Origin of the sequence: Pseudonocardia ailaonensis, assembly GCF_039531635.1 — a bacterium.
Lineage (GTDB): Bacteria > Actinomycetota > Actinomycetes > Mycobacteriales > Pseudonocardiaceae > Pseudonocardia > Pseudonocardia ailaonensis.
The window spans coordinates 1-20,091 of the sequence record NZ_BAAAQK010000008.1; the positions used below are offsets into that span (position 1 = coordinate 1).

Sequence of the window (20,091 nt, forward strand, 5' to 3'; positions counted from 1 at the left end):
CCCGCCGAGCCCCGCGGCGGCCGGCCACGAGCCGGTGACGCCGGGCCGGGCGCCTCCCGCCCCGACGTCCCCGTGCGTGCCGCCGCCCCCGGAGAGGGCCCGCAGGGCCCCGCCACCCGCAGGTCGGACACCTGGGCCGCGGGGAACCGCGCGCCCGACCCCCGTCCCCCGGCAGACCGCGCCCGACCCGGCGCGTCCGCAGGTGCGGGGGCACCGGCCCGGCCCGGCACCGGACCGGCGGGCCGGCCCGCCCCACCCCGGTCCACCGAGCCCCCCGGCCGCCCCCCGCTCCGGCCCACGGGCCCCGGCGCCGCCCCGACCGAGACGATGCTCGGGCCCGGCGACACCGCCCGGCCCAGGCGCGCCGAGGGCGGCCCCGCGGAGCGCGCCGCCGAGCGCGCCGCCCGCCTCCGGGCCGAGCACGCCGAGGCCGAGCCGCCGGTCGAGCGCACCGGGAGGACCGGCCCGAACGGTTCCGCGACGAAGGGCTCGGCAGGGTCGGGCTCGGCAGGGTCGGGCTCGGCGGGGGGCACCGCCCGCCGCTCGCTCGGTGCCGCGCTGGCCGCCACCGCCGCGTCCACCGTCGTGCCGGGCTCCGGGCACCTGATCCTGCGCCGCCGGCGCACCGGCGGGCTCCTGCTGGGCCTGTTCCTGCTGCTCGTGGCGGGTGCGGTCGGCACCGCCCTGCTCGTGCGCCGCACCACGCTGCTCGAGTCCGTGCTCTCCACCAAGTCGCTCGTCGTGTTCATCGTCGGGGCGGTCGTGGTGGCGCTGGCCTGGATGGCGGTGATCGCGCGGACCTACGCGCTGGCCCGTCCCCGCGGCCTGGGGATGGGCAAGCGGATCCTCGGGGCCGGGGTCGCGGCCGTCCTGTGTCTCGTGGTCGCCGTGCCGTTCGGGTACGCCGCGGACCTCGCGAACTCCCAGCGCTCCCTGCTCAACGACCTGTTCAGCGGCGGCGAGGGCGGCACGTCGGCCGCCGAGGCGATCGGCAAGGGCCGGCTCAACGTGCTGCTCCTGGGCTCGGACGCGGGCCCCGACCGCACCGGCACCCGCACGGACACGATGATGCTGGCCAGCATCGACACCAAGACGGGCCGGACCACGATCTTCGGCCTGCCGCGCAACATCCAGCGCGCCCAGTTCCCGCCCGGCACCCCGATGGCCCAGAAGTTCCCCCAGGGTTTCCACGACCCGAAGGACCCGCTGTCGGGGAACTACCTGCTCAACGCCATCTACGCCTACGCCCACGAGTACCCGCAGCTCGCGCCCGCCGGCCCGACGCCCGACATCGGGCTGAACCTGCTGCAGTCGTCGATCTCGTACATGACCGGCCTGCCGATCGACTACTTCCTCGAGATCAACATGGCGGGCTTCTCCACCCTGATCGACGCGCTCGGCGGGGTCACCGTGGACGTCGGGCCCGTGCCCCTGCCGATCAACGGCGTGACGGCGGACGGCCGGCACGTCAAGCCGGACGGCTACATCCAGCCCGGCGTCCAGAAGCTCGACGGCGAGCAGGCGCTCTGGTTCGCCCGCTCGCGGCGGGACTCGAACGACTACCAGCGGATGAGCCGCCAGCGCTGCCTCATCCAGGCCGTCCTGCAGCAGAAGAGCCCGGCGACGCTGCTCACGAACTTCCAGCAGGTCGCGCAGGCGACCAAGGACAACGTCGACACGAACATCCCGCAGGAGGTGCTGCCCGCCCTGGTCTCGCTGGCCGGGGACGGGTTCAGCCTGCAGAGCATCTCGTTCGACCCGAGCCTGCCGGACCCGAGCGAGAAGGACGGCAAGTTCGACACCGGGCGGCCGGACGTCACCTACATGCGCAAGGTCGTGCAGGACGCGATCAACCCGCCGCCCGCGGCGGCCGCGCCGACGACCACCACCGCACCCCCCACGACGACGTCCCGCAGCGGTGCGGCCACGACGACGGCACCGCCGGCCTCGGCCGCCCCGACCCAGCTCGCGGACGCGTGCGCGATCGCCGCGACGACGAGCGGCCCGTCGGACGACGCGGGCACGGACGCCGGTTCGGACGCCGCCGGGAACTAGGCCCGCGGGCAGCGTCTACTCTGCTAGCGCGTGGTCCTGCAACGTCGCCCGGGCTGCGGTACACAGACGTCCGGGCCCGGCCGAGAGCCGATCGGGCGACCAGCGAGCCTGAAGGGCACCAAGACGTGAGCACCGTGAGCAACTCGGACCGGACCGGGCGTCCTCGCGTCGTCGTGATCGGCGGCGGGTTCGGCGGGGTCCGCGCGGCCAAGGCACTGGGGCACGCGGACGTCGACGTCACGTTGGTCGACCGGACGAACCACCACCTCTTCCAGCCGCTGCTCTACCAGGTCGCGACTGGGATCCTCTCCCCCGGCCTGATCGCCCCGGCCCTGCGCCGCGTGGTGAAGAAGGAGCGCAACATCCGCACGCTCCTCGCCGAGGTCGTGGACATCGACGTGCACGGCAAGGTGGTCCACGCGGCCACCCCGAGCGCCGACCAGCTCGACCTGCCGTACGACTACCTGGTGGTCGCCGGTGGCGCGACGCACGCCTACTTCGGGCACCCCGAATGGGCCGAGCACGCCCCGGGCATGAAGAGCATCGAGGACGCCCGGATGCTGCGCAGCCAGATCCTGGGTGCGTACGAGCTCGCGGAGCTCGCCACGGACGAGAAGGAGCGCGAGGCCTACCTCACGTTCGTCGTGGTCGGCGCGGGGCCGACCGGTGTGGAGATCACCGGCCAGCTCGCCGAGCTGGCGCAGTACGTCCTGCCCAAGGAGTACCGCTCGATCGACACCCGCCAGGCGAAGATCATCCTGCTCGACGCGGCGCCGTCGGTGCTCCCGCCCTTCGCCCCGAAGCTGCAGCGGTACACGCAGCGTCAGCTGGAGAAGATGGGCGTCGAGGTGCGGCTGAACACCGCCGCCACGGACATGGACTCCGAGGCGATCACGGTCAAGGGCCCCCGCGGCGAGGAGCGGATCATCGCCCGGACCAAGATCTGGGCGGCGGGCGTGCAGGCCTCGCCGCTCGCCGCGGTGCTGGCCAAGGCCACCGGCACGGAGACCGACCGGGCCGGCCGCCTCGCCGTGGACCCGGACTGCAGCCTGCCCGGCGCCGAGGGCGTCTACGCGATCGGCGACATGGTCACCACGGTCGACCGGCTGCCCGGTGTGGCGCAGGTGGCCATGCAGCAGGGCACGTACGTGGGCAAGCAGATCGCGAACCGGGTGAAGGGCGACCACACCACCCCGGCGCCCTTCAAGTACTTCGACAAGGGCTCGATGGCGACCATCGGCGCCCGGCAGGCCGTCGCCGACGCCATGGGCTTCAAGGTCACGGGCTGGGTCGCCTACCTGCTGTGGTGCTACGTGCACATCATGTTCCTGATCGGCTGGGGCAACCGGCTCGGCACGCTCTACAACTGGGTGCGCTCGCTGCGCTACGCCCGCAACCGCGGGCACCGGCTGATCAGCATGACCGGGGCCCAGGAGATCGCGGAACGGCACGAGGCGGCCTGACCGGCGCCGTCCGGCAGGCCCGGATCGCGTCCGTTCGGACGCTCCGGACGGACGTCCGGTCCCGCCTCCGGCCGACCGCCGGTCGTGCGGAACCTGCCGCTGACGGTTCCGTGACACCGTTTTCGTCGAGAAAAGGGCTCTGACATGGGGGTTGTCCGCGTGGCGCTCCGCGGGCTCTGACACTCTATGGGCCACGCTGTACCAGGAACGACCACCGACGCACCCCTCTCCGCGGGTGGTCGATGGGAGACGAGAGGAGCACGTCACATGGCACTGCCCACGCTGACCCCCGAGCAGCGCGCTGAGGCGCTCAAGAAGGCGGCCGCCGCACGGACGGCCCGCAAGGAGCTCCGCGACAAGATCGCCAAGGGCGAGGAGACCATCCCCGCCGTGCTCGGGCGCGCCAAGACCGACCAGATCGTCGGCAAGACGAAGGTCGCCGACCTGCTGAAGAGCCTGCCGGGCTACGGCCCCGCGAAGGTCTCCCAGCTGCTGGAGAAGACCGGGATCGACGCGTCCCGCCGCGCGGCCGGCCTCGGCGACCGCCAGCGCCAGGCGCTGCTGGACGAGCTGAAGAGCTAGTCGCAGGTCCCACCATCCGCCCGGTCCGGCCTCCCGCCGGCCCGGGCGGTGGTGTGTCCGGGCCGCTTCCTAGGCTTCCCCCGTGGAGCTGATGGTCGAGGTCGCCCCGGGCGTGCAGGTGTGGGCCGAGGAGATCCCCGGGCCCGGCGAGCCGCTGCTGCTGGTGATGGGGGCGAACGCCTCGGGCCTGACCTGGCCCGACGAGCTGCTCGCCCGGCTCGCCCGGCACCACCGGGTGATCCGCTACGACCACCGCGACACCGGCCGCTCCACCCATGCCTTCGACGAGCGGCCCTACGCCCTGCGCGACCTCGCCGACGACGCCGTGGCCGTGCTCGACGCGTTCGACGTCGACCGCGCGCACGTCGCCGGGATGTCCCTCGGCGGGACGCTCGTACAGCTGCTCCTGGTGGAGCACCCGGACCGGCTCCTGAGCGCCGCAGTGTTCTGCTCGGCGGCCCTGGAGGGCACCGAGGGCCTCCCCGGGCCCGATCCCGCGCTCCTGCGCCTCTGGGGCGAGCTCACCGACGAGCGCACCCGCGAGCAGGAGCTGACCTGGCGGGTGGAGCACTGGCGGCTGCTCAACGGCCGGGTGGCCCCGTTCGATGCCGCCGCCTTCCGGGCCCTCGAGGAACGGATCATGGAGCACTCGGGCCGCACGGACTCCCCCGCCGCCCATGCCGCCGCGGACACCGACGGCCTGGACCGGGCCGCGGAGCTGCGGGAGGTCTCCGTCCCCACGCTGGTGATCGAGGCTCCGGAGGACCCCGTCAACCCGCCCCCGCACGCCGCGCACCTCGCCGCGACCATCGCCGGCTCCCGCCTGATGACCGTCGAGGGCCTGGGCCACGCCCTGGCCCCGAGTCTCCTCGAGCCCCTCGCGAACGCCCTGCTCGGCCACACCTGCGGGGACGTCCGCTAGGGAGTGTCTGACGGATCGCCGTCGAGTCCGCGGCGTTCCAGGTGGGTGCCCCGCAAGGCGGCGCCGGGCCCTCATACCGGGCGTATTCGGGTTCGGCGCCACCGCCGCGGGGTGCCCGCCTGGGGCGTCGCGGGCCGGCGGGGGTCCGTCAGACGCTCCCTAGGGAGCACTCACACCGTCAGCGGAGCACGGCGCGGGCCAGGGCGGCGGCCTGGGCGGGCTTGAGCTGCGGCAGGTAGGCGCGGCCGACCGCGTTGCCGATCGCGGGCAGGGTCGCCGGGTCCGGGTAGGCGAGGTAGAGCGGCCGGTAGACGGGCTGGAACTTCGCCTTGAAGGCCAGCAGCGAACGGAAGCCGTAGACGGGCTCCAGGCGGCGCCCGATGGCGTCGAGCAGCTTCTGGAGGCCCGCGACGGGATCCCCGCGGTCCAGGCGGGCCAGCGGGGCCCCGGAGAGCGACAGGAACTCCGCGCCCTCCTCCTTGCACGTGAGCGCCGCGGAGGCGATGAGGAACTCCATCACCCCGCGGAAGGCGGCGTCGTCGGAGCGGCGGCGCATGAAGTCGAGCGTCCAGCCCACGATCTCGCCGTCGCGGTGCACCGGCAGCCAGCTGGTCACGCCGTGTACCGAGCGCTCCTCGTCGATCGCGACGAGCAGGCGCACCTCGTCGTCGTCGATCTCGTCGAGGCCGCCGAGGGTGAAGCCCATCTCGGGCAGCCCCTTGTCCGCGACCCACTCCTCGCTGATCTCCCGGATCTGCTCGCTGACCGCGAGCGGCGCCCCGCGGAAGGTCGTCCACTCGGCGGTGATCCCGGCCTTGGCGGCCTTGTTCAGCGCGGTGCGCACGTCCTGCCACTTCTTGCCGGTGAACGCGAGGTCCGCGAGCGGCAGCAGGGTCTCCTCGGCCACCTGGACCGCGCCCCAGCCGAGCGGGCGGACGGCGTCGACCACGCGCGAGTCCACGCTGTAGAAGCACGGCGTCCAGCCCTGCTCGCGGCAGTGCTTCGCGAACCCGGCGACCGCGCCGGGCACCGCGGACGCCGGGCCGACCGGCCCACCGGTCGTCAGGGCGACGCCGGCGACCACCCGGTAGGCGACGGCGGCGGCGTCGTCCGGCGCGAACCAGTACGTGTGCCCGGACCAGGTGGCCATGTACTGCAGGGAGCCGCCCGCCCCGGCGGTGATCAGCTCGTGCACGCGGGCGACGTCCGGCTCGGCGGCGCGCAGCCGGTTGCGCGTGTACGCCCGCAGCCCGGCGAGGGCCACGACCAGCCAGAACAGGGTGCCCGTCCAGTCGTGCAGGGCGGTGGTGACCACGCTGGTGGGCAGGAAGGCCGGCGGCACACCGCTGAGGAACCCGGGCGGGACGAACCGCAGCGGGAGGTCCGCCAGCAGCTCGGCGAGGCCCGGGCGCGGCTCGTAGTCGCCCGCGACGAGCAGCCCGCCCACGACGTACACCACCGAGAGCAGGACGAACGTGGCGAGCGCCAGCCGGATGAGGCCGCGGTAGGTGCCCACCGGGGCACGCAGGTCGAACAGCCGCCGCGAGCAGATCAGCAGCACGGCCACGGCGAGCGGCTGCAGCAGCGGCAGCGCGATGAGCGCGAACGCGTGCAGCCGGGTGCCCCCCGCGACCGCCCCGACGATCACCCGCTGTTCCATCGGGCTCGACGCGATCAGCAGGCCGAGTGCCGCCAGGCCCAGGTTGAGCCCGAGCGCCATCCGCCACGCGGCCCGCCGGCCGCGCCGGAGCCCTTCCGCGGCGACCAGGAGCAACAGCACCGGCATGATCGACATCAGGCCGGCGCCGAGGCCCGTGAAGCGCAGCCGCGCGGTGAGCTCCGAGCATTCCCGCAGGCCGCGGACCTCCCCGATCGCCCGCGCCGCGTCGCAGATCTGGGAGACGGTGCCGGGGTCCGGGGCGGGGGCGGCGAACACGAAGCGCAGCACGGAGAGCGGCCCGACGCGGGTCTGGGCCCACGCGGCGATCAGCGGCCCGAGCGCGGAGGCGGCCACGATCAGCGCGACGAGCACGCGGGACTCGGGGCGGGACGGGGCGCGGGACATCGTCATGCCGCCGCGGCGCCACAGGACGACGAACCCGAGCGCCAGGCCGAACAGTCCCGCGGTGAGCCGCAGGACGTCCCCCAGCAGGCCGGAGTACAGGGCGAACACCACGATCGCGATGACCAGGCCGAGCCGCAGCCGGCGCCGCCACAGGGCGGCCATGCCCGCGCTGACCGCCAGCGTGGTGCCGACGACGGCGGTGCCGGGCCCGACCGTGACGGACGCGACCAGCTGGTCGGCCCACCGGCCGTCGGCGACGTGGTCGAGCACCCAGACCACGCCGAGGCCCAGCAGCGACCCGACGACCTGCACCAGGGCCGCCAGCGCCGCGGTGCGACCGCTGCCGATCCGGCGCTCCGCGATCGGGAGCAGCGCGATGATCATGCCGGTCGAGAGGATGTAGGAGTCCAGGCCCTGGCACCAGAAGGCCGAGGTCAGCAGGCCCCACCAGACGCCGTGCGCGAGCGGGTCGATCCCGGCGCCGACGTGTGCGGCCAGGACCGCGGAGGGACCGTTCCACAGGCTGCCGGTGCAGGCCCCGAGCACCCAGATCCCGATCACGACCGCGACGGTGAGCGGCGCGTGGCCCGGGTAGCGGAGCGCCTGGCGGTACCACGGGATCCGCGGGAGCGGGGCCGGGACGGCGTCCTCCGGGAGGAGGGTCGCGGACGTGTCGGCGCGAGCCGGACCGTCGACCGTCATGCCACCTCCCTTCTGTCCGGGATCACTGTCGCATCCCGGGGGCCGGATCGGGCACACGCCACCGGTTCGGCTGCGCACCAACAGGACTACCGATCGGAAACAGCAGTGAAACATCACTTTCGGTGCATAGCTAACCACTCTTCGACGCCCCGGGTGGCCCGTGGACGTGCCGGTCCCCGGACGCAGACACCCCACCCGGGGTGCCCGGATGTCGCTCCGAGGCCACCCGAGTGGGGTGCGATCGTCACGGGCGGTGCACCACGGCCGGGGCCGGCCGCCCTGCACCGCGCGCCGATCAGGCCGGCAGCTTCTCCCCCGCCTCGATCGCGGCGCTCAGGGTGTTCTCCGCGGGCGGCAGCGGGCAGGTCGCGAAGGACGTGAGCGCGCACGGCAGGTTGACGACGCGGTTGAGGTCGAGCGTGAGCCGCCCGTCCGGCCCCGGGGCGGCGACCTTGAGGATGCGGCCGCCGCCGTAGGTGGACGAGCCGCTGGTGCCGTCCCGGAAGTGCAGCGACAGCCCGTCCGGCTTCCCGGCCAGGGCGGTCAGCACCTGCTCCGCACCGTCGACGGTGAAGCGGACCGTGCCCACCGCCGTCGGGAAGTGGTTGAGCCCGTCCACGACCGCACCCACCGTGATCCGCCTCGGCTCCGCGTAGGGCGTGAACTGCGCCTCGACCACCCAGCGCTCCTCGACCGGGAAGGCCGGGACGCCGGTGAACGCGGCGCGGGTCGGCGCCTGCGGGTCCCGCACCCGCAGCGCGTAGGAGTCCGTGCGCCGCGCGACCTCGACCCTGCGGTCCCCGACCGTGACCAGCGCGCCCGGCAGCCCGTCCCGCGGCTCGAGCCGGACCGTGCCGTCGACCGGCGCACCGCCCGTGACCAGCCCGTCCGCCGCCGCGGCCGTCACCTCGACGCCGCCGTCGCCGGTCGCGCGCCAGGTGCCGGGCAGGCCCGGGATCTCCCGCGCCGTCTCCTCGAGCCACTCCAGCGCGGTCAGGCTCAGCCAGCCGTGCGGCAGGAGCAGTTCCTCCTCGCGCTCCGCGTGCCAGGTGGCCCAGTCCTGCTGCAGCGTGCTCTCGGTCGTCGTCATGTCCTCCGGAACGCCCCGCGGGCGCGCGACATTTCGGCATCCCGGACCGTGGACGGCGGCTGCGCCGAACGGCCCAGTTGTCCGGACCGGTTCGGGATGTGGGAGGCCGTTTGACTCCGCCGGGAGCCGTCTGGTGTGGTCGGTCCGTGGCCACGAACCTGCTGACGCGCCGGCGTCACGTCGACCACGCCCTCGTGTCCTCCTGCGCCTGTCGCTGAACGCCGCCCGCGTCCCGACCATCGCACAGGAGAGCCATGTCCTCCCCCCTGAAGTTCGCCTACTGGGTCCCCAACGTCTCCGGCGGGCTCGTGACCAGCACGATCGAGCAGCGCACGGACTGGGGCATCGACTACAACCGGCGCCTCGCGCAGACCGCCGAGCGCGTCGGGTTCGAGTACGCCCTCTCGCAGGTCCGCTACATGGCGTCCTACGGCGCCGACCACCAGCACGAGTCCACGAGCTTCTCGCTCGCCCTGCTGCTGGCCACCGAGAAGCTGAAGGTGATCGCCGCCGTCCATCCGGGCCTGTGGCACCCGGGCGTCCTGGCCAAGTGGGTGGCGACGGCGGACCACCTGTCGGGCGGCCGGGCGGCGGTCAACGTGGTCAGCGGCTGGTTCAAGGACGAGTTCACCGCACTCGGCGAGCCCTGGCTGGAGCACGACGAGCGCTACCGCCGCTCCGAGGAGTTCATCCGCGCCCTGCGCGAGATCTGGACCAGCGACCACGCCGAGCTGCGCGGAGACTTCTACCGGATCCACGACTTCGACCTGAAGCCCAAGCCGGTCGACGTGCCGGGCCGCCCGCACCCCGAGATCTTCCAGGGCGGCAACTCGACCGCCGCCCGCCGCAACGGCGGCCGGGTCGCGGACTGGTACTTCTCCAACGGCAAGGACTACGAGGGCTTCACCGAGCAGGTGCTCGAGGTGAACGAGCACGCGGAACGGGCCGGGCGCTCGGTCCGCTTCGGGCTCAACGGGTTCGCCATCGCCCGCGACACCGAGGCCGAGGCCCGCGAGCAGCTCCGCGAGATCGTCGCGAAGGCCGACGTGGAGGCCGTCGAGGGCTTCCGTTCCGCCGTGCAGCAGGCGGGCTCCTCCACAGGGGACAAGCGCGGGATGTGGGCGGACTCCTCCTTCGAGGACCTCGTGCAGTACAACGACGGCTTCCGCACCCAGCTCATCGGCACCCCGGAGCAGATCGCGGACCGGGCGATCGAGTACAAGCGCCGCGGCGCCGACCTGCTGCTGCTGGGCTTCCTCCACTTCCAGGAGGAGATCGAGTACTTCGGGGAGAAGGTCATCCCGATCATCCGGGAGAAGGAGGCGGAGCTCGCCCGCGAGGACCGCGTCCTCGTCGCGGGCTCCTGAGATGTCCGCGCCGCACCTGGCGCCGGGCGGTCCGCTCCTGACCCGGCGCCGAGTCATCGACCACGCCCGCGCCGTCACCACGAGCTGTCCGTGATCGCCGAAGGAGTGCGCCCAGGCTCGCCCCCGCGCCCCTGACCGCACCGAACCACCGATCACCCGCCGGCCCTGGTCGGCAGCCCACCCCGCGGGTCGGCCTCCCACCACCCGCGAGTCGGCACTTTCCGTAGGCCGAAACACACGTTCACGACGCGTGCCCGCGCGCCCGCGTCCGGAGCCAGCCCGCTCCGGCCGCCGGTGCCACGTCCCGGCCACCCGACGCCCCGCTCCGCGCGGGCCCGCCGGCACGCGCCCACCCGCCGTCCGAGAGGAACGTCGGCCACGCCCGGACCCCGTCCGCACGTGGCCCACGTTCCTCTCGGCCCACACTCCACAGAGGACTCCAGAATGACCACGCTCGAGACCCGCACCCCGAAGACCGCCGAGGAATGGCTCACCAGGGCCACCGAGGTCCGGCACCGCCTCGCGGAAGGCGCCGCGGCGCGCGACCGCGCCGGCGAGACCCCCTACGACGAGATCGCCCTGCTCAAGGACTCCGGACTCGTGACCCTGCTCGGGCCCGTCGAGCACGGCGGCGGCGGGCAGGAATGGCCGCTGGCCTACCGGGTGATCCGCGAGGTCGCCGCCGGCGACGGCTCGATCGGCCAGCTGCTGGGCTACCACCTGCTGTGGTTCTGGGCGGCCCGGCTGGTGGGCACGGCGGAGCAGATCGAGGCCGTGGAGGCCGAGGCCACGCGCAACAGGTGGTTCTTCGGCGGGGCGGTGAACCCCCGCGACGAGGACGTCGTGATCCGCGACGCCGGCGACCACATCGTCTACACCGGGCGCAAGTCCTTCTCCACCGGCAGCAAGGTCTCCGACGTCACGGTGCTGGAGGGCGTGCTCGAGGGCACCGACACCCACGTCTTCGCGATCGTGCCGAGCGCACAGCCCGGCATCACCTTCCACGACGACTGGGACAACATCGGCCAGCGCCTCACCGAGAGCGGCAGCGTGACGATCTCCGAGGTCCAGGTGCCGTGGGAGGCGGCGGCGGGCTTCCGCGAGAAGGTGTTCGAGCCCCGCACCTACAACACGCTCAACGTGCCGACGATCCAGCTCGTGTTCGTCAGCTTCTACCTCGGCATCGCCCGGGGCGCGCTGGAGGAGGCCGCGGAGTACACCCGCACCCGGACCCGCCCGTGGCTGCACGGCGGCCAGGAGCGCGCCGTCGACGAGCCCTACCAGCTCGACCTCTACGGCGACCTGCAGTCCAAGCTGTGGGCGGCCGAGGCGCTGGCCGACGCCGTGGCCGAGGAGGCCCTCGCGATCCACCGGGACGCGTGGGAGGTCACCCCGGAGCAGCGCGGGGCGCACGAGGTGCGGGTCGCCGCGGCGAAGGCGCGGGCCACCGAGGTCGCCCTGGAGGTGACGAGCCGGGTGTTCGAGGGCCTCGGCGCCCGGGCCACCGCCACCGAGCTGGGCTTCGACCGCTTCTGGCGCAACGTCCGAACCCACACCCTGCACGATCCGGTCGCCTACAAGCGCCGCGAGGTGGGCGCCCACCTGCTCCGCGACGAGCTGCCCGAACCCACCTGGTACAGCTGAGGCCCTCGTGAGTGGCGATGGTCGCCATGGCGACCATCGCCACTCACGGAGTGCTCAGCCGATGCGCTCGCGGTCGTTCTCCGGGAGGCCCGGGCGCGTCGGGTGCGAGCTGCGCACGCGGGGCAGGAAGCGGCCCGTGCGGGCGAGGTACTCCGCGTACTCCTCGCCGAGCGCCGCCGTCAGGTACGGCTCGCGCACCCCGCGCGTCCGCACCTGCACCGCGACGACCACGAGCACCGTCGCGAGCACGCCGAGCACGGTCGGGGCCATGATCAGGCATCCGGCCGTGACGACCACCATGCCGGTCAGCCCCGGGTTGCGGACCTTCGTGTAGAGGCCGCTGCGCACGATGTCGACGTTGCCGCGGCGCCGGACGGTCCCGGCCTGGCCGAGCGCGGCGAGCATGACCGCCAGCCCCAACAGGAGCAGTCCGGCACCGGTGACGACCCAGCCGGGCGAGCTGAACATCGAGATGGGCTGCACGACGTCGAACGCCACGAGCACGGGCGCGGTGATCGCCGCGGTCGCCGCGAGCCCGAAGAGGGAACGGGACAACCAGGCGGCGGGCCCGATCTCCGGGCGGTAGGACGTGCGGGCAGCCCCCGCGCGGGCCCAGCGGCGCGCGACCGCGAAGAGCGCGATGGCCACGACGCCGAGGCCCGCCGAGATCCACGCCGCCGTGTGGTGGTCGAGCGACTCCGCCACGACCTCCCAGGCACCGCGTCCGCTGAGCTGCTGGATCGCGTCGACCAGCAGGGCGACGCCGAACACCAGGAACAGCACCGCGGCGCCGTAGCGGATCGCCTTCTCCGGCAGCCGCTTCCCGAGCTGGCGGCCGACGACGATCGCCAGCGCGTCCGCCGCGACCATGCCGAGCGTCGAGCCCAGCCAGACGCCGAACCAGCCGTGCTGGGTGGCGAGGGTGATGGTGGCGAGCATCGTCTTGTCGCCCAGCTCGGCCAGGAAGAACGCGACCGAGGCGGCCACGACGGCCGAGCGCGCCTTCTTGTTGACCTTGTTCTGCTCCTCGTCGGAGAGCGAGTCCCCCCGCAGGGTCCACGCACCGAAGCCGACGAAGGCGACCGCCGCGGCCAGCGCGATCCAGCCCGTCGGCAGCGCCGCCCCCAGCCCGACGCCGACCGCGACGGACACCAGGTGGACGACGGACGTGGCGATCGTGATGCCCACGAGCACCGGCCACGTCTTGTACCGGGTGGCGAACGTCAGCGCCATGAGCTGGGACTTGTCACCCAGCTCGGCCACGAAGATCACGCCGAAGCTGATCAGGAAGGCGCTCAGAAAGCCTTGCACGTACATACCCCTCGACCTCGGGCCGGATCGAGGAAGACGGGGCCTCTTCGATCCGGACGTGAACCGGATCGAAGGTCTCGCTCGCCTGGTGGTGCAGGCCGCGCGGCCGGGCGGTGTGACCCGCCAGTATGTCGACCGCGACGTTGAGAGCTACTCCCCTTCGCAGCGGAAACCTTACCTCATCGATCCAGGGCGACCTCCGGGAGTGAGCCAGTTCACCCCGAACGGGGTGCGCGGACGTCGGCGGCGACACCGCGAGCCGCCGGGCTGCGGCAGCCCCGCGGGAGTCAGAGGTTCGGGAGGAGGGGGGCGTCGCGGGCGTCGACCTTGCCCGAGGCGGCGCCCGGGCGCGTCGGGCCCGGAGCCTCGCCGGCACGGGGGCCGAGCTCGGCCTGCTCGTCCTCGTCCAGCACCGCCGCGATCCGCTTCGCCCAGCGCTCGTGGGCGGACTGGCGGCTGATCCCGGCCGCGCGGCCGAGCAGGTCCCAGGTCGCGCCGGTGCGGCGCAGGCCGACGAGCGTGGGCAGCGGGTCGACGCCCGCCTCCAGCTCGATCCGCAGCTGCGCGACCTGCCAGGCGCGCTCCCGGCGGTCCGGCAGGTCGGTGCCCTGTTCGTCCTCCCAGGCGGAGGTGCCGGGCAGCGGCGGGACGCCGATCAGCACGTCCGCATGCCGCTCGGCCTCGCGCACCGCGGCGAGGGCGGTCGCGGCGGCGGCGGCCGTGACGTCGGCGGCGAGGGCACGTTCGAGCAGTTCGTCCATACCGTCAGGGTAGTCCTGACACCGAGCTCGTCAACAGGGTTCCGCGCAGTTCCCCGCGACTTCCCAGTCGCAGCACAGGGAAGTCTCAGCTTCGGGGTTCAGAGTCTGTGGCATGACAGACGAGCAGCGGGGTCAGACCCGGCCCGAGGGGGACGTTGCCCAGCACGCCACCGAGGCCGGGGACTCCTCCACCCAGCAGACCGAGAACACGAGCAGCGTCGCGACGGACGCGGCACCCGCCGGTGGCACCGTCCCCGGCAACGGGTACGACGGCGCCACCCACCCGGCCCTCAACCCGTACGCGCGGCCCGAGAGCGCCCCGTACGGCTACGGCCGCGGCTCCGTCTACGGCACCCCCGGCTACGCCCAGCACTCTGCGGGCACCGGCGCGGGCCAGGACTCCCGCCCCTACGGCGCGCCCGCCTACGGGCCCTACGCGGGCGCATCCGGCGCCCCGGGGACCGGCGCTCCCGGAGCAGGCGGCCCGAACGACCCGCCGCCCGGCGGGAACACCTCCGTGATGTACCGCGAGCAGCCCCCGAAACGCTCCCGGCCGATGGTCGGCATCGTGGCCGCGGCGCTGATCGCCGGCCTGGTCGGCGGCGGCGCGGGCTTCGGCGGGGCGTACGCGCTGCTGGAGAACAACAGCTCCTCGGGCGTCACGCTGTCCGGGCAGCCGGCCACGCAGAACTCGTCCGCCGTCACCAACGGCACCGTGGCGGCCGCGGCCGCGAAGGCCACCCCGAGCACGGTCGACATCCGCGTGCAGACCAGCCAGGGCACGGCCGAGGGTTCGGGCGTGATCCTCACCGCGGACGGCGACGTCCTCACCAACAACCACGTGGTCGCGGGCTCCAGCGGCCAGATCCAGGTCACGCTGTCCGACGGGTCGACCCACACCGCCAAGGTCGTGGGCACCTCGCCGAGCTACGACCTCGCCGTCATCAAGCTGGACAACGCGTCCGGGCTGACGGCGGCCGCGCTCGGCCGCACCGCGGACGTCCAGGTCGGGCAGCAGGTCGTCGCCATCGGATCGCCGCAGGGCCTCACCGGCACCGTCACCACCGGCATCGTGTCCGCGCTCAACCGCACGGTCGCCGTGCAGGGCGAGGACGGCTCCGGCGTCGTCTACAACGGACTCCAGACCGACGCGCCCATCAACCAGGGCAACTCCGGCGGGCCCCTGGTGAACCTCGACGGCCAGGTCGTGGGCATCAACTCCGCGATCGCGACGGCCGGGCAGAGCACCGGGTCGGTGGGCCTCGGCTTCGCGATCCCGGTCGACCAGGCGCGGCGCGTGGCGCAGGAGATCATGAACTCCGGCAGCGCGACCAAGCCGGTCCTCGGTGTCCAGGGCAGCACGCAGTCGCAGGCAGCGACCAACGGCGCGACCGTCGCCCAGGTCACGGCGGGCGGCCCGGCCGAGGCGGCCGGGATCAAGACGGGCGACGTGATCACCAAGGTGGGCAACGCGACCGTCAGCAGCTTCACGGACCTCGTGGCCCGGATCGGCTCCTACGCCCCCGGCGACAAGGTCACGCTGACCGTCGGCAGCGGCGCCTCGGCCCGCACGGTCGACGTCACGCTCGGCAGCACCAAGGACACGGCCGCGACGACGACGAACGGTGGCTCGAGCTCGGGCGGCGGCTCGGGATCGGGCGGCTCCGGGTCGGGCGGCTCCGGATCGGGCGGGAGCAGCAGCCCCTTCGGCGGGCTCAACCCGTTCGGCAACAGCGACCCGTTCTCGGGCGGCAACTGATCCACCGGGGCCGGTCCACGCGACCGGACCGGCCCCACGAACCCGCCGGCCCCCACTCACGGCCGGTACCGGGAAAGGCCGGGCGCGGACACCTTCCCCCGCCCGGCCTTTCCGCGCGCGGAACCACCGTCCTCGACGGCCTCCGTCCCCGGTGCGGCGGCTACAGGACGAGGGCGACCACGGCGAGGGCGATGCCGGCGACGGCGAGGGCCGCCCCGATCCGGGCCCAGATCTGCTGGCCCCTGCGGGCGCTCGAGGTCAGCTCCTCCTCCGACCTCGTGGAGAGGACGAAGGGGACCTTCGCGTCGCGGGGCGGACGGACGACCAGCGGACCGTCCCGGTCGTCCACCTCGCCCAGGACGTACATCCGAGTGCCGGGGCGCAGGACCCACTCGGTGTGCTGGTAGCCGATCGTCTCGTCGCGGTCGCTGCCCGACAGCGCGCCGAGCACCGACATCGCCGCGAACGCGCCGTGCATCTCGTTCGCCGGCTCGAACCGGTCCGCGACCTGCTCCACGCCGTCGGGGCGGCGTCCGCCGTGGTCGACGCCGATCGTGTGCCCGTCGCGCAGCAGGGCCCAGCCGTGCGGCGAGGTCTGGGTGGAGACGGTCTCGGTGCGCGTCGTGACCCGGGTGCCGCCCTCCCCGTCGCCGGCGGACGAGTCGTGGTCGTAGTGCTTGTACCGGCGCTGCACGCGATGCTCGAACCACACGCAGTCGACCCCGGCGAGCTCGGAGCGCAGCATCCCGACCGGGGCGGGAACGGCCTCGCCGACGACCTCGCAGACCTTGCGGAACTCGGCGCCGAGCGACGCGGAGATCTCGCGCTGCTCCAGCAGCTCCGGGACGGACAACGTCTCCGCCGCCATCATGGCGTGCGCCGTGCGTTGCCTGCGGGTCGCGGCGAACACGCAGCCCGCACCCGCCAGCAGCAGAATGATCCCGAAGACCAGCATGGTCGTCCCCTCTCGCCTGCGGACGACGCTAGGGATTTCCGGGATCCCCGTGAGGTGTGGTGCCACCACACCTCACGGGGCAGTCACCGCCTGTACCGACGGTCGGTTCCGCTCCGCTTCACCTCCGGCGCCGCACGGGGTCCAGCCGCCGCAGCACGAACCCGGTGAGCGCGGTCAGGAGCACCGCCATGCCGAGCAGGACCCCCACGCCGAGGAACCAGTGGGCGGCGTCGTGGGTCCACAGGGAGTCCGGCCCGCTGCGGACGACGGTGTTCAGGTCGGTGGTCGACGCGGCCATGCCGAACGCCCACCGGGCCGGCACCGCCCACGCGACCTGCTCCAGCCCGGCCCGGCCGTGGACCGGGAACAGCCCGCCGCACAGGACCAGCTCGATCATCAGCACCACGACGAGCAGCGGCATGCCCCGGTCGGCGTTCTGCGTGGCGGCCGAGATGACCAGGCCGACCAGCATCGTCACCACGGTGACCAGGACCGCGGCCAGCACGACCTCCAGCAGCCCCGAGCCGAGCGCCGACGCCCCGTCGGGCATCGGCCGCCCGACGAGCGCGAGCACCGCGAACGCCGCCGCCTGCACCGTCGTGACCACACCCAGCACCAGCAGCTTCGACAGCAGGTACGCGGGCAGGGACAGGCCGATGCCGCGTTCGCGGACGTAGATCGCGCGTTCCTTCGTGATCTCCCGGATGGACGCCGCGATGCCCATCAGCGCGCCGCCCAGGGTGATCACGAGGACCAGCTGGCTGGGCTGCAGCTCGCCGAGCCGGATCGCCTCGGAGGTGCTCAGCCCGGACGAGCCGGGCACGATCCGGGCGAGCAGCGCGAGGAACAGCGGCAGCCCCACCAGGAACGCCGCGTACGGGCGGTCCGCCGCGATCACCGCCAGGTACCGGCGGCAGAGCACGGACAGCTGGGTGAGGAACCCCTGCTGGCGCCGGGCCACCGACGGCGCCCCCCGCTCCACGACGCGCGCCATCCCGGTCGTCGGCGCGGCGACGAACTCGGCGTGCTGGCGCGACTCCCGGTAGCGCGCGGCGAGGGTGTCGGCCGGCACCTTCTCGAGCAGCTGGAACATCTCCGCGTAGTCCGGCACGCCGAAGTAGCCGAGCGCCTGCTGCGGCGGCCCGAAGTAGGCGACGCGCCCACCGGGGGCGAGCACCAGGAGCCGGTCGCAGAGGTCGAGGTTGAGCACCGAGTGCGTGACCACGACGACCGTCCGGCCGCTCGAACCGCCGTCCGAGGACCGCCCGTCCGTTCCGTCGGCGAGGTCCCGCAGCGTCTGCATCACGGACTTGTCGAGGCCGGGATCGAGACCGGAGGTGGGCTCGTCCAGGAAGAGCAGCGAGGGCTTGGTCAGCAGCTCCAGCGCCACGGAGGTGCGCTTGCGCTGGCCGCCGGAGAGGGTGTCGATGCGCTGGGCCGCCTGGGCGGTGAGGTTCAGCTCGGCGAGCACCTCGTCGATCCGGCGTTCGCGGTCCGCCTCGGGGACGTCGGCGGGGAAGCGCAGGCGGGCGGCGTAGCGCAGAGCGCGGCGGACCGTGAGCTGCGGGTGCAGCACGTCGTCCTGCGGGACGAGGCCGATGCGGTGGCGCAGCTCGTCGTACTCGGCGTAGAGGTCGCGGCCCGCGTACCGGACTTCGCCGACGTCGGCGGGCCGGGCGCCGGTCAGCGCGCCCAGCAGCGTCGACTTGCCGGCGCCGGAGGGGCCGACGACCGCCAGGAGGCTGCGGCCGGTGAGCGCGAACGAGACGTCGCGGAGCAGGACCTTGCCCGAGTCCGTGGTGACGCTCGCGCCCTGCACCGTGAACCCGATGTCGCCGGTGTCCTCGGCGGAGACCAGCCGGTCGCCCTGCACCTGGAACAGCGCGTGCCCGATGCCGATCACGTCCCGCGGGGTGATCGCCGCCTCGCGGACCCGGACGCCGTTGACGAACGTGCCGTTGCCGCTGTTCAGGTCGGTGATCCGCCAGCTCGGGCCGGTGCGGTGCAGCTCGGCGTGGCGGCGGGAGACCAGGAGATCGTCGAGGACGACGTCGTTGTCGGGGAGCCGGCCGACCGTCAGCCGGGTGGAGAGGACGTGCCGGACCGAGGTCTGGCCGCCCTGCCGGGAGAGCACTCCGTCCGGGTGCGGCGCGGGGGCCGCGAGCGTGTGGCCCTTCGGGATCGGGACGGGCATCGGGCGCAGCGGTGCCGCGGGCGGCGCGGGGGTGTCCGGCGGGGCCTGCGCGGGTTTCGCGGGCCGGACCTGGACCACCGCCGAGTCCTCGGTGTCGCCGAGCCGCACCGAGACGGGGCCGGCGAGCGGCAGGGTGGTCACCCGGCGGCCGTCGACGAAGGTGCCGTTGCGCGAGGCGTCGGTGAGCGTCCAGCCGTGCTCGGTGTGCTCGACCACGACGTGGCGGCGCGAGGCCCGCGGATGCTCGACGTCGAGGTCCGCCTCGGGACCGCGGCCGATCACGAACGGCCTGCCGGCCGGGACCTGCAGGCGCCTCCCACCGACGACGATCTCCAGGGCGGGGGGCGTCATGCGGGGGAAGATATCCGACCCTTCGGGCGGGGTGCGGCGGTTACCCGCCGGTACTACGCTCGCGGCCGACCCCTACCTCTCGGAGCCGACGATGACGAACCTGGCCGCGAACCTCGTCGCGACCGCGCAGGAGCACGGGGACCGGCCCGCGGTGCGCCTCGACGAGCACGTCCTGACCTATGCGCAGCTGCACGCCGCGGCGGCCGCCGTGGCCGGCGACCTGCGCTCGCGCGGTGTGGAGCCGGGCGACCGGGTCGGGCTGGTGCTGCCGAACGTGCCCGCCTACCCGGTCCTGTTCTACGGCGCGCTGCTCGCCGGGGCGGTCGTCGTCCCGATGAACCCCCTGCTCAAGTCCCGCGAGGTCGAGTACTACATCGGCGACTCGGAGATGACGCTCATCTACGGCTGGGACGGCTCCGGGGACGTCGTGCCCGAGGCCGCCCGCGCCCGGGGCATCACCGGCGTCGTCGTGTCCGCGCTCGGGCCCGCCGAGCTCTCGGGGACGCCGATCACCGAGCCGGTCGACCGGGACGACGAGGACACGGCCGTGATCCTCTACACCTCGGGCACCACGGGGCAGCCCAAGGGCGCCGAGCTGACGCACCACAACCTGCGCTCCAACGCCGCGCTCACCCGCGAGACGCTGATCGAGATCGGCCCCGACGACGTCATCATGGGGTGCCTGCCGCTCTTCCACGTGTTCGGTCTGACCTGCGGGCTCAACGCCGCGGTCGCCGCCGGCTCCTGTCTGACGCTGATCCCGCGGTTCGACCCGGCCAAGGCGCTCGCGGTCGTCGGCCGGGACGAGGTCACGGTGTTCGAGGGCGTGCCCACGATGTACGCGGCGATGCTGCACTCCGCGGACGCCGA

General features: G+C 73.8%; 14 protein-coding genes. 8 read left to right on the forward strand and 6 right to left on the reverse strand.

The annotated features are described in order from the left end of the window. The 4 genes from ABD324_RS15855 to ABD324_RS15870 all read left to right on the forward strand — a co-directional run. Positions 1 to 2,055, forward strand: a 2,055-nt coding sequence (locus tag ABD324_RS15855; protein WP_344417271.1) for an LCP family protein, incomplete at its 5' end; no start/stop codon positions are given. A gap of 125 nt (positions 2,056 to 2,180) precedes the next feature. Then, positions 2,181 to 3,518: an NAD(P)/FAD-dependent oxidoreductase gene (locus ABD324_RS15860; RefSeq protein WP_344417273.1), complete on the forward strand. Its 1,338-nt coding sequence runs from the start codon at positions 2,181 to 2,183 to the stop codon at positions 3,516 to 3,518. Positions 3,519 to 3,785: 267 nt separating this feature from the next. After that, positions 3,786 to 4,100 carry an integration host factor, actinobacterial type gene (gene mihF, locus ABD324_RS15865; RefSeq protein ID WP_344417275.1) on the forward strand — a complete coding sequence of 105 codons (315 nt, stop codon included), beginning with the start codon at positions 3,786 to 3,788 and terminating at the stop codon, positions 4,098 to 4,100. 91 nt (positions 4,101 to 4,191) lie between these two features. Next, positions 4,192 to 5,022, forward strand: coding sequence for an alpha/beta fold hydrolase (locus tag ABD324_RS15870; RefSeq protein WP_344417297.1), 831 nt, complete (start codon positions 4,192 to 4,194; stop codon positions 5,020 to 5,022). Positions 5,023 to 5,200: 178 nt separating this feature from the next. Here ABD324_RS15870 and ABD324_RS15875 read toward each other — a convergent pair whose 3' ends face one another. Together ABD324_RS15875 and ABD324_RS15880 are read right to left on the reverse strand one after the other, a co-directional pair. Next, complete coding sequence (locus tag ABD324_RS15875; protein ID WP_344417277.1) at positions 5,201 to 7,789, reverse strand: bifunctional lysylphosphatidylglycerol flippase/synthetase MprF; 2,589 nt, start codon at positions 7,787 to 7,789, stop codon at positions 5,201 to 5,203. A 295-nt stretch (positions 7,790 to 8,084) separates the two neighbouring features. Beyond that, positions 8,085 to 8,879, reverse strand: coding sequence for a DUF1684 domain-containing protein (locus ABD324_RS15880; protein ID WP_344417279.1), 795 nt, complete (start codon positions 8,877 to 8,879; stop codon positions 8,085 to 8,087). A gap of 254 nt (positions 8,880 to 9,133) precedes the next feature. Here ABD324_RS15880 and sfnG point away from each other — a divergent pair, with 254 nt between their 5' ends. Both sfnG and ABD324_RS15890 read left to right on the forward strand, forming a co-directional pair. Beyond that, positions 9,134 to 10,246 carry a dimethylsulfone monooxygenase SfnG gene (gene sfnG, locus ABD324_RS15885; RefSeq protein ID WP_344417281.1) on the forward strand — a complete coding sequence of 371 codons (1,113 nt, stop codon included), beginning with the start codon at positions 9,134 to 9,136 and terminating at the stop codon, positions 10,244 to 10,246. Positions 10,247 to 10,690: 444 nt separating this feature from the next. Then, positions 10,691 to 11,890, forward strand: coding sequence for an acyl-CoA dehydrogenase family protein (locus ABD324_RS15890; RefSeq protein WP_344417283.1), 1,200 nt, complete (start codon positions 10,691 to 10,693; stop codon positions 11,888 to 11,890). Positions 11,891 to 11,944: 54 nt separating this feature from the next. On the opposite strand, the gene ABD324_RS15895 is transcribed toward ABD324_RS15890, so the two are convergent. Continuing rightward, positions 11,945 to 13,207 (reverse strand): TMEM165/GDT1 family protein, encoded by a 1,263-nt coding sequence (locus ABD324_RS15895; RefSeq protein ID WP_344417285.1) that lies wholly within the window; start codon positions 13,205 to 13,207, stop codon positions 11,945 to 11,947. Between the two features lie 281 nt (positions 13,208 to 13,488). After that, entirely contained in the window at positions 13,489 to 13,962 is a 474-nt protein-coding gene (locus tag ABD324_RS15900; RefSeq protein WP_344417287.1) for a hypothetical protein, read from the reverse strand. Positions 13,963 to 14,074: 112 nt separating this feature from the next. Here ABD324_RS15900 and ABD324_RS15905 point away from each other — a divergent pair, with 112 nt between their 5' ends. Then, positions 14,075 to 15,721 (forward strand): S1C family serine protease, encoded by a 1,647-nt coding sequence (locus ABD324_RS15905; protein ID WP_344417289.1) that lies wholly within the window; start codon positions 14,075 to 14,077, stop codon positions 15,719 to 15,721. Positions 15,722 to 15,881: 160 nt separating this feature from the next. On the opposite strand, the gene ABD324_RS15910 is transcribed toward ABD324_RS15905, so the two are convergent. Then, entirely contained in the window at positions 15,882 to 16,676 is a 795-nt protein-coding gene (locus tag ABD324_RS15910) for a GIDE domain-containing protein (RefSeq protein WP_344417291.1), read from the reverse strand. A 118-nt stretch (positions 16,677 to 16,794) separates the two neighbouring features. Next, on the reverse strand, positions 16,795 to 19,221 hold the full coding sequence (locus tag ABD324_RS15915) for an FHA domain-containing protein (RefSeq protein ID WP_344417293.1): 2,427 nt from the start codon (positions 19,219 to 19,221) through the stop codon (positions 16,795 to 16,797). Positions 19,222 to 19,312: 91 nt separating this feature from the next. Between ABD324_RS15915 and ABD324_RS15920 the strand changes: the two genes are divergently transcribed. Continuing rightward, positions 19,313 to 20,091 (forward strand): AMP-binding protein (locus ABD324_RS15920; RefSeq protein WP_344417295.1); only part of this gene is annotated, 779 nt, incomplete at its 3' end.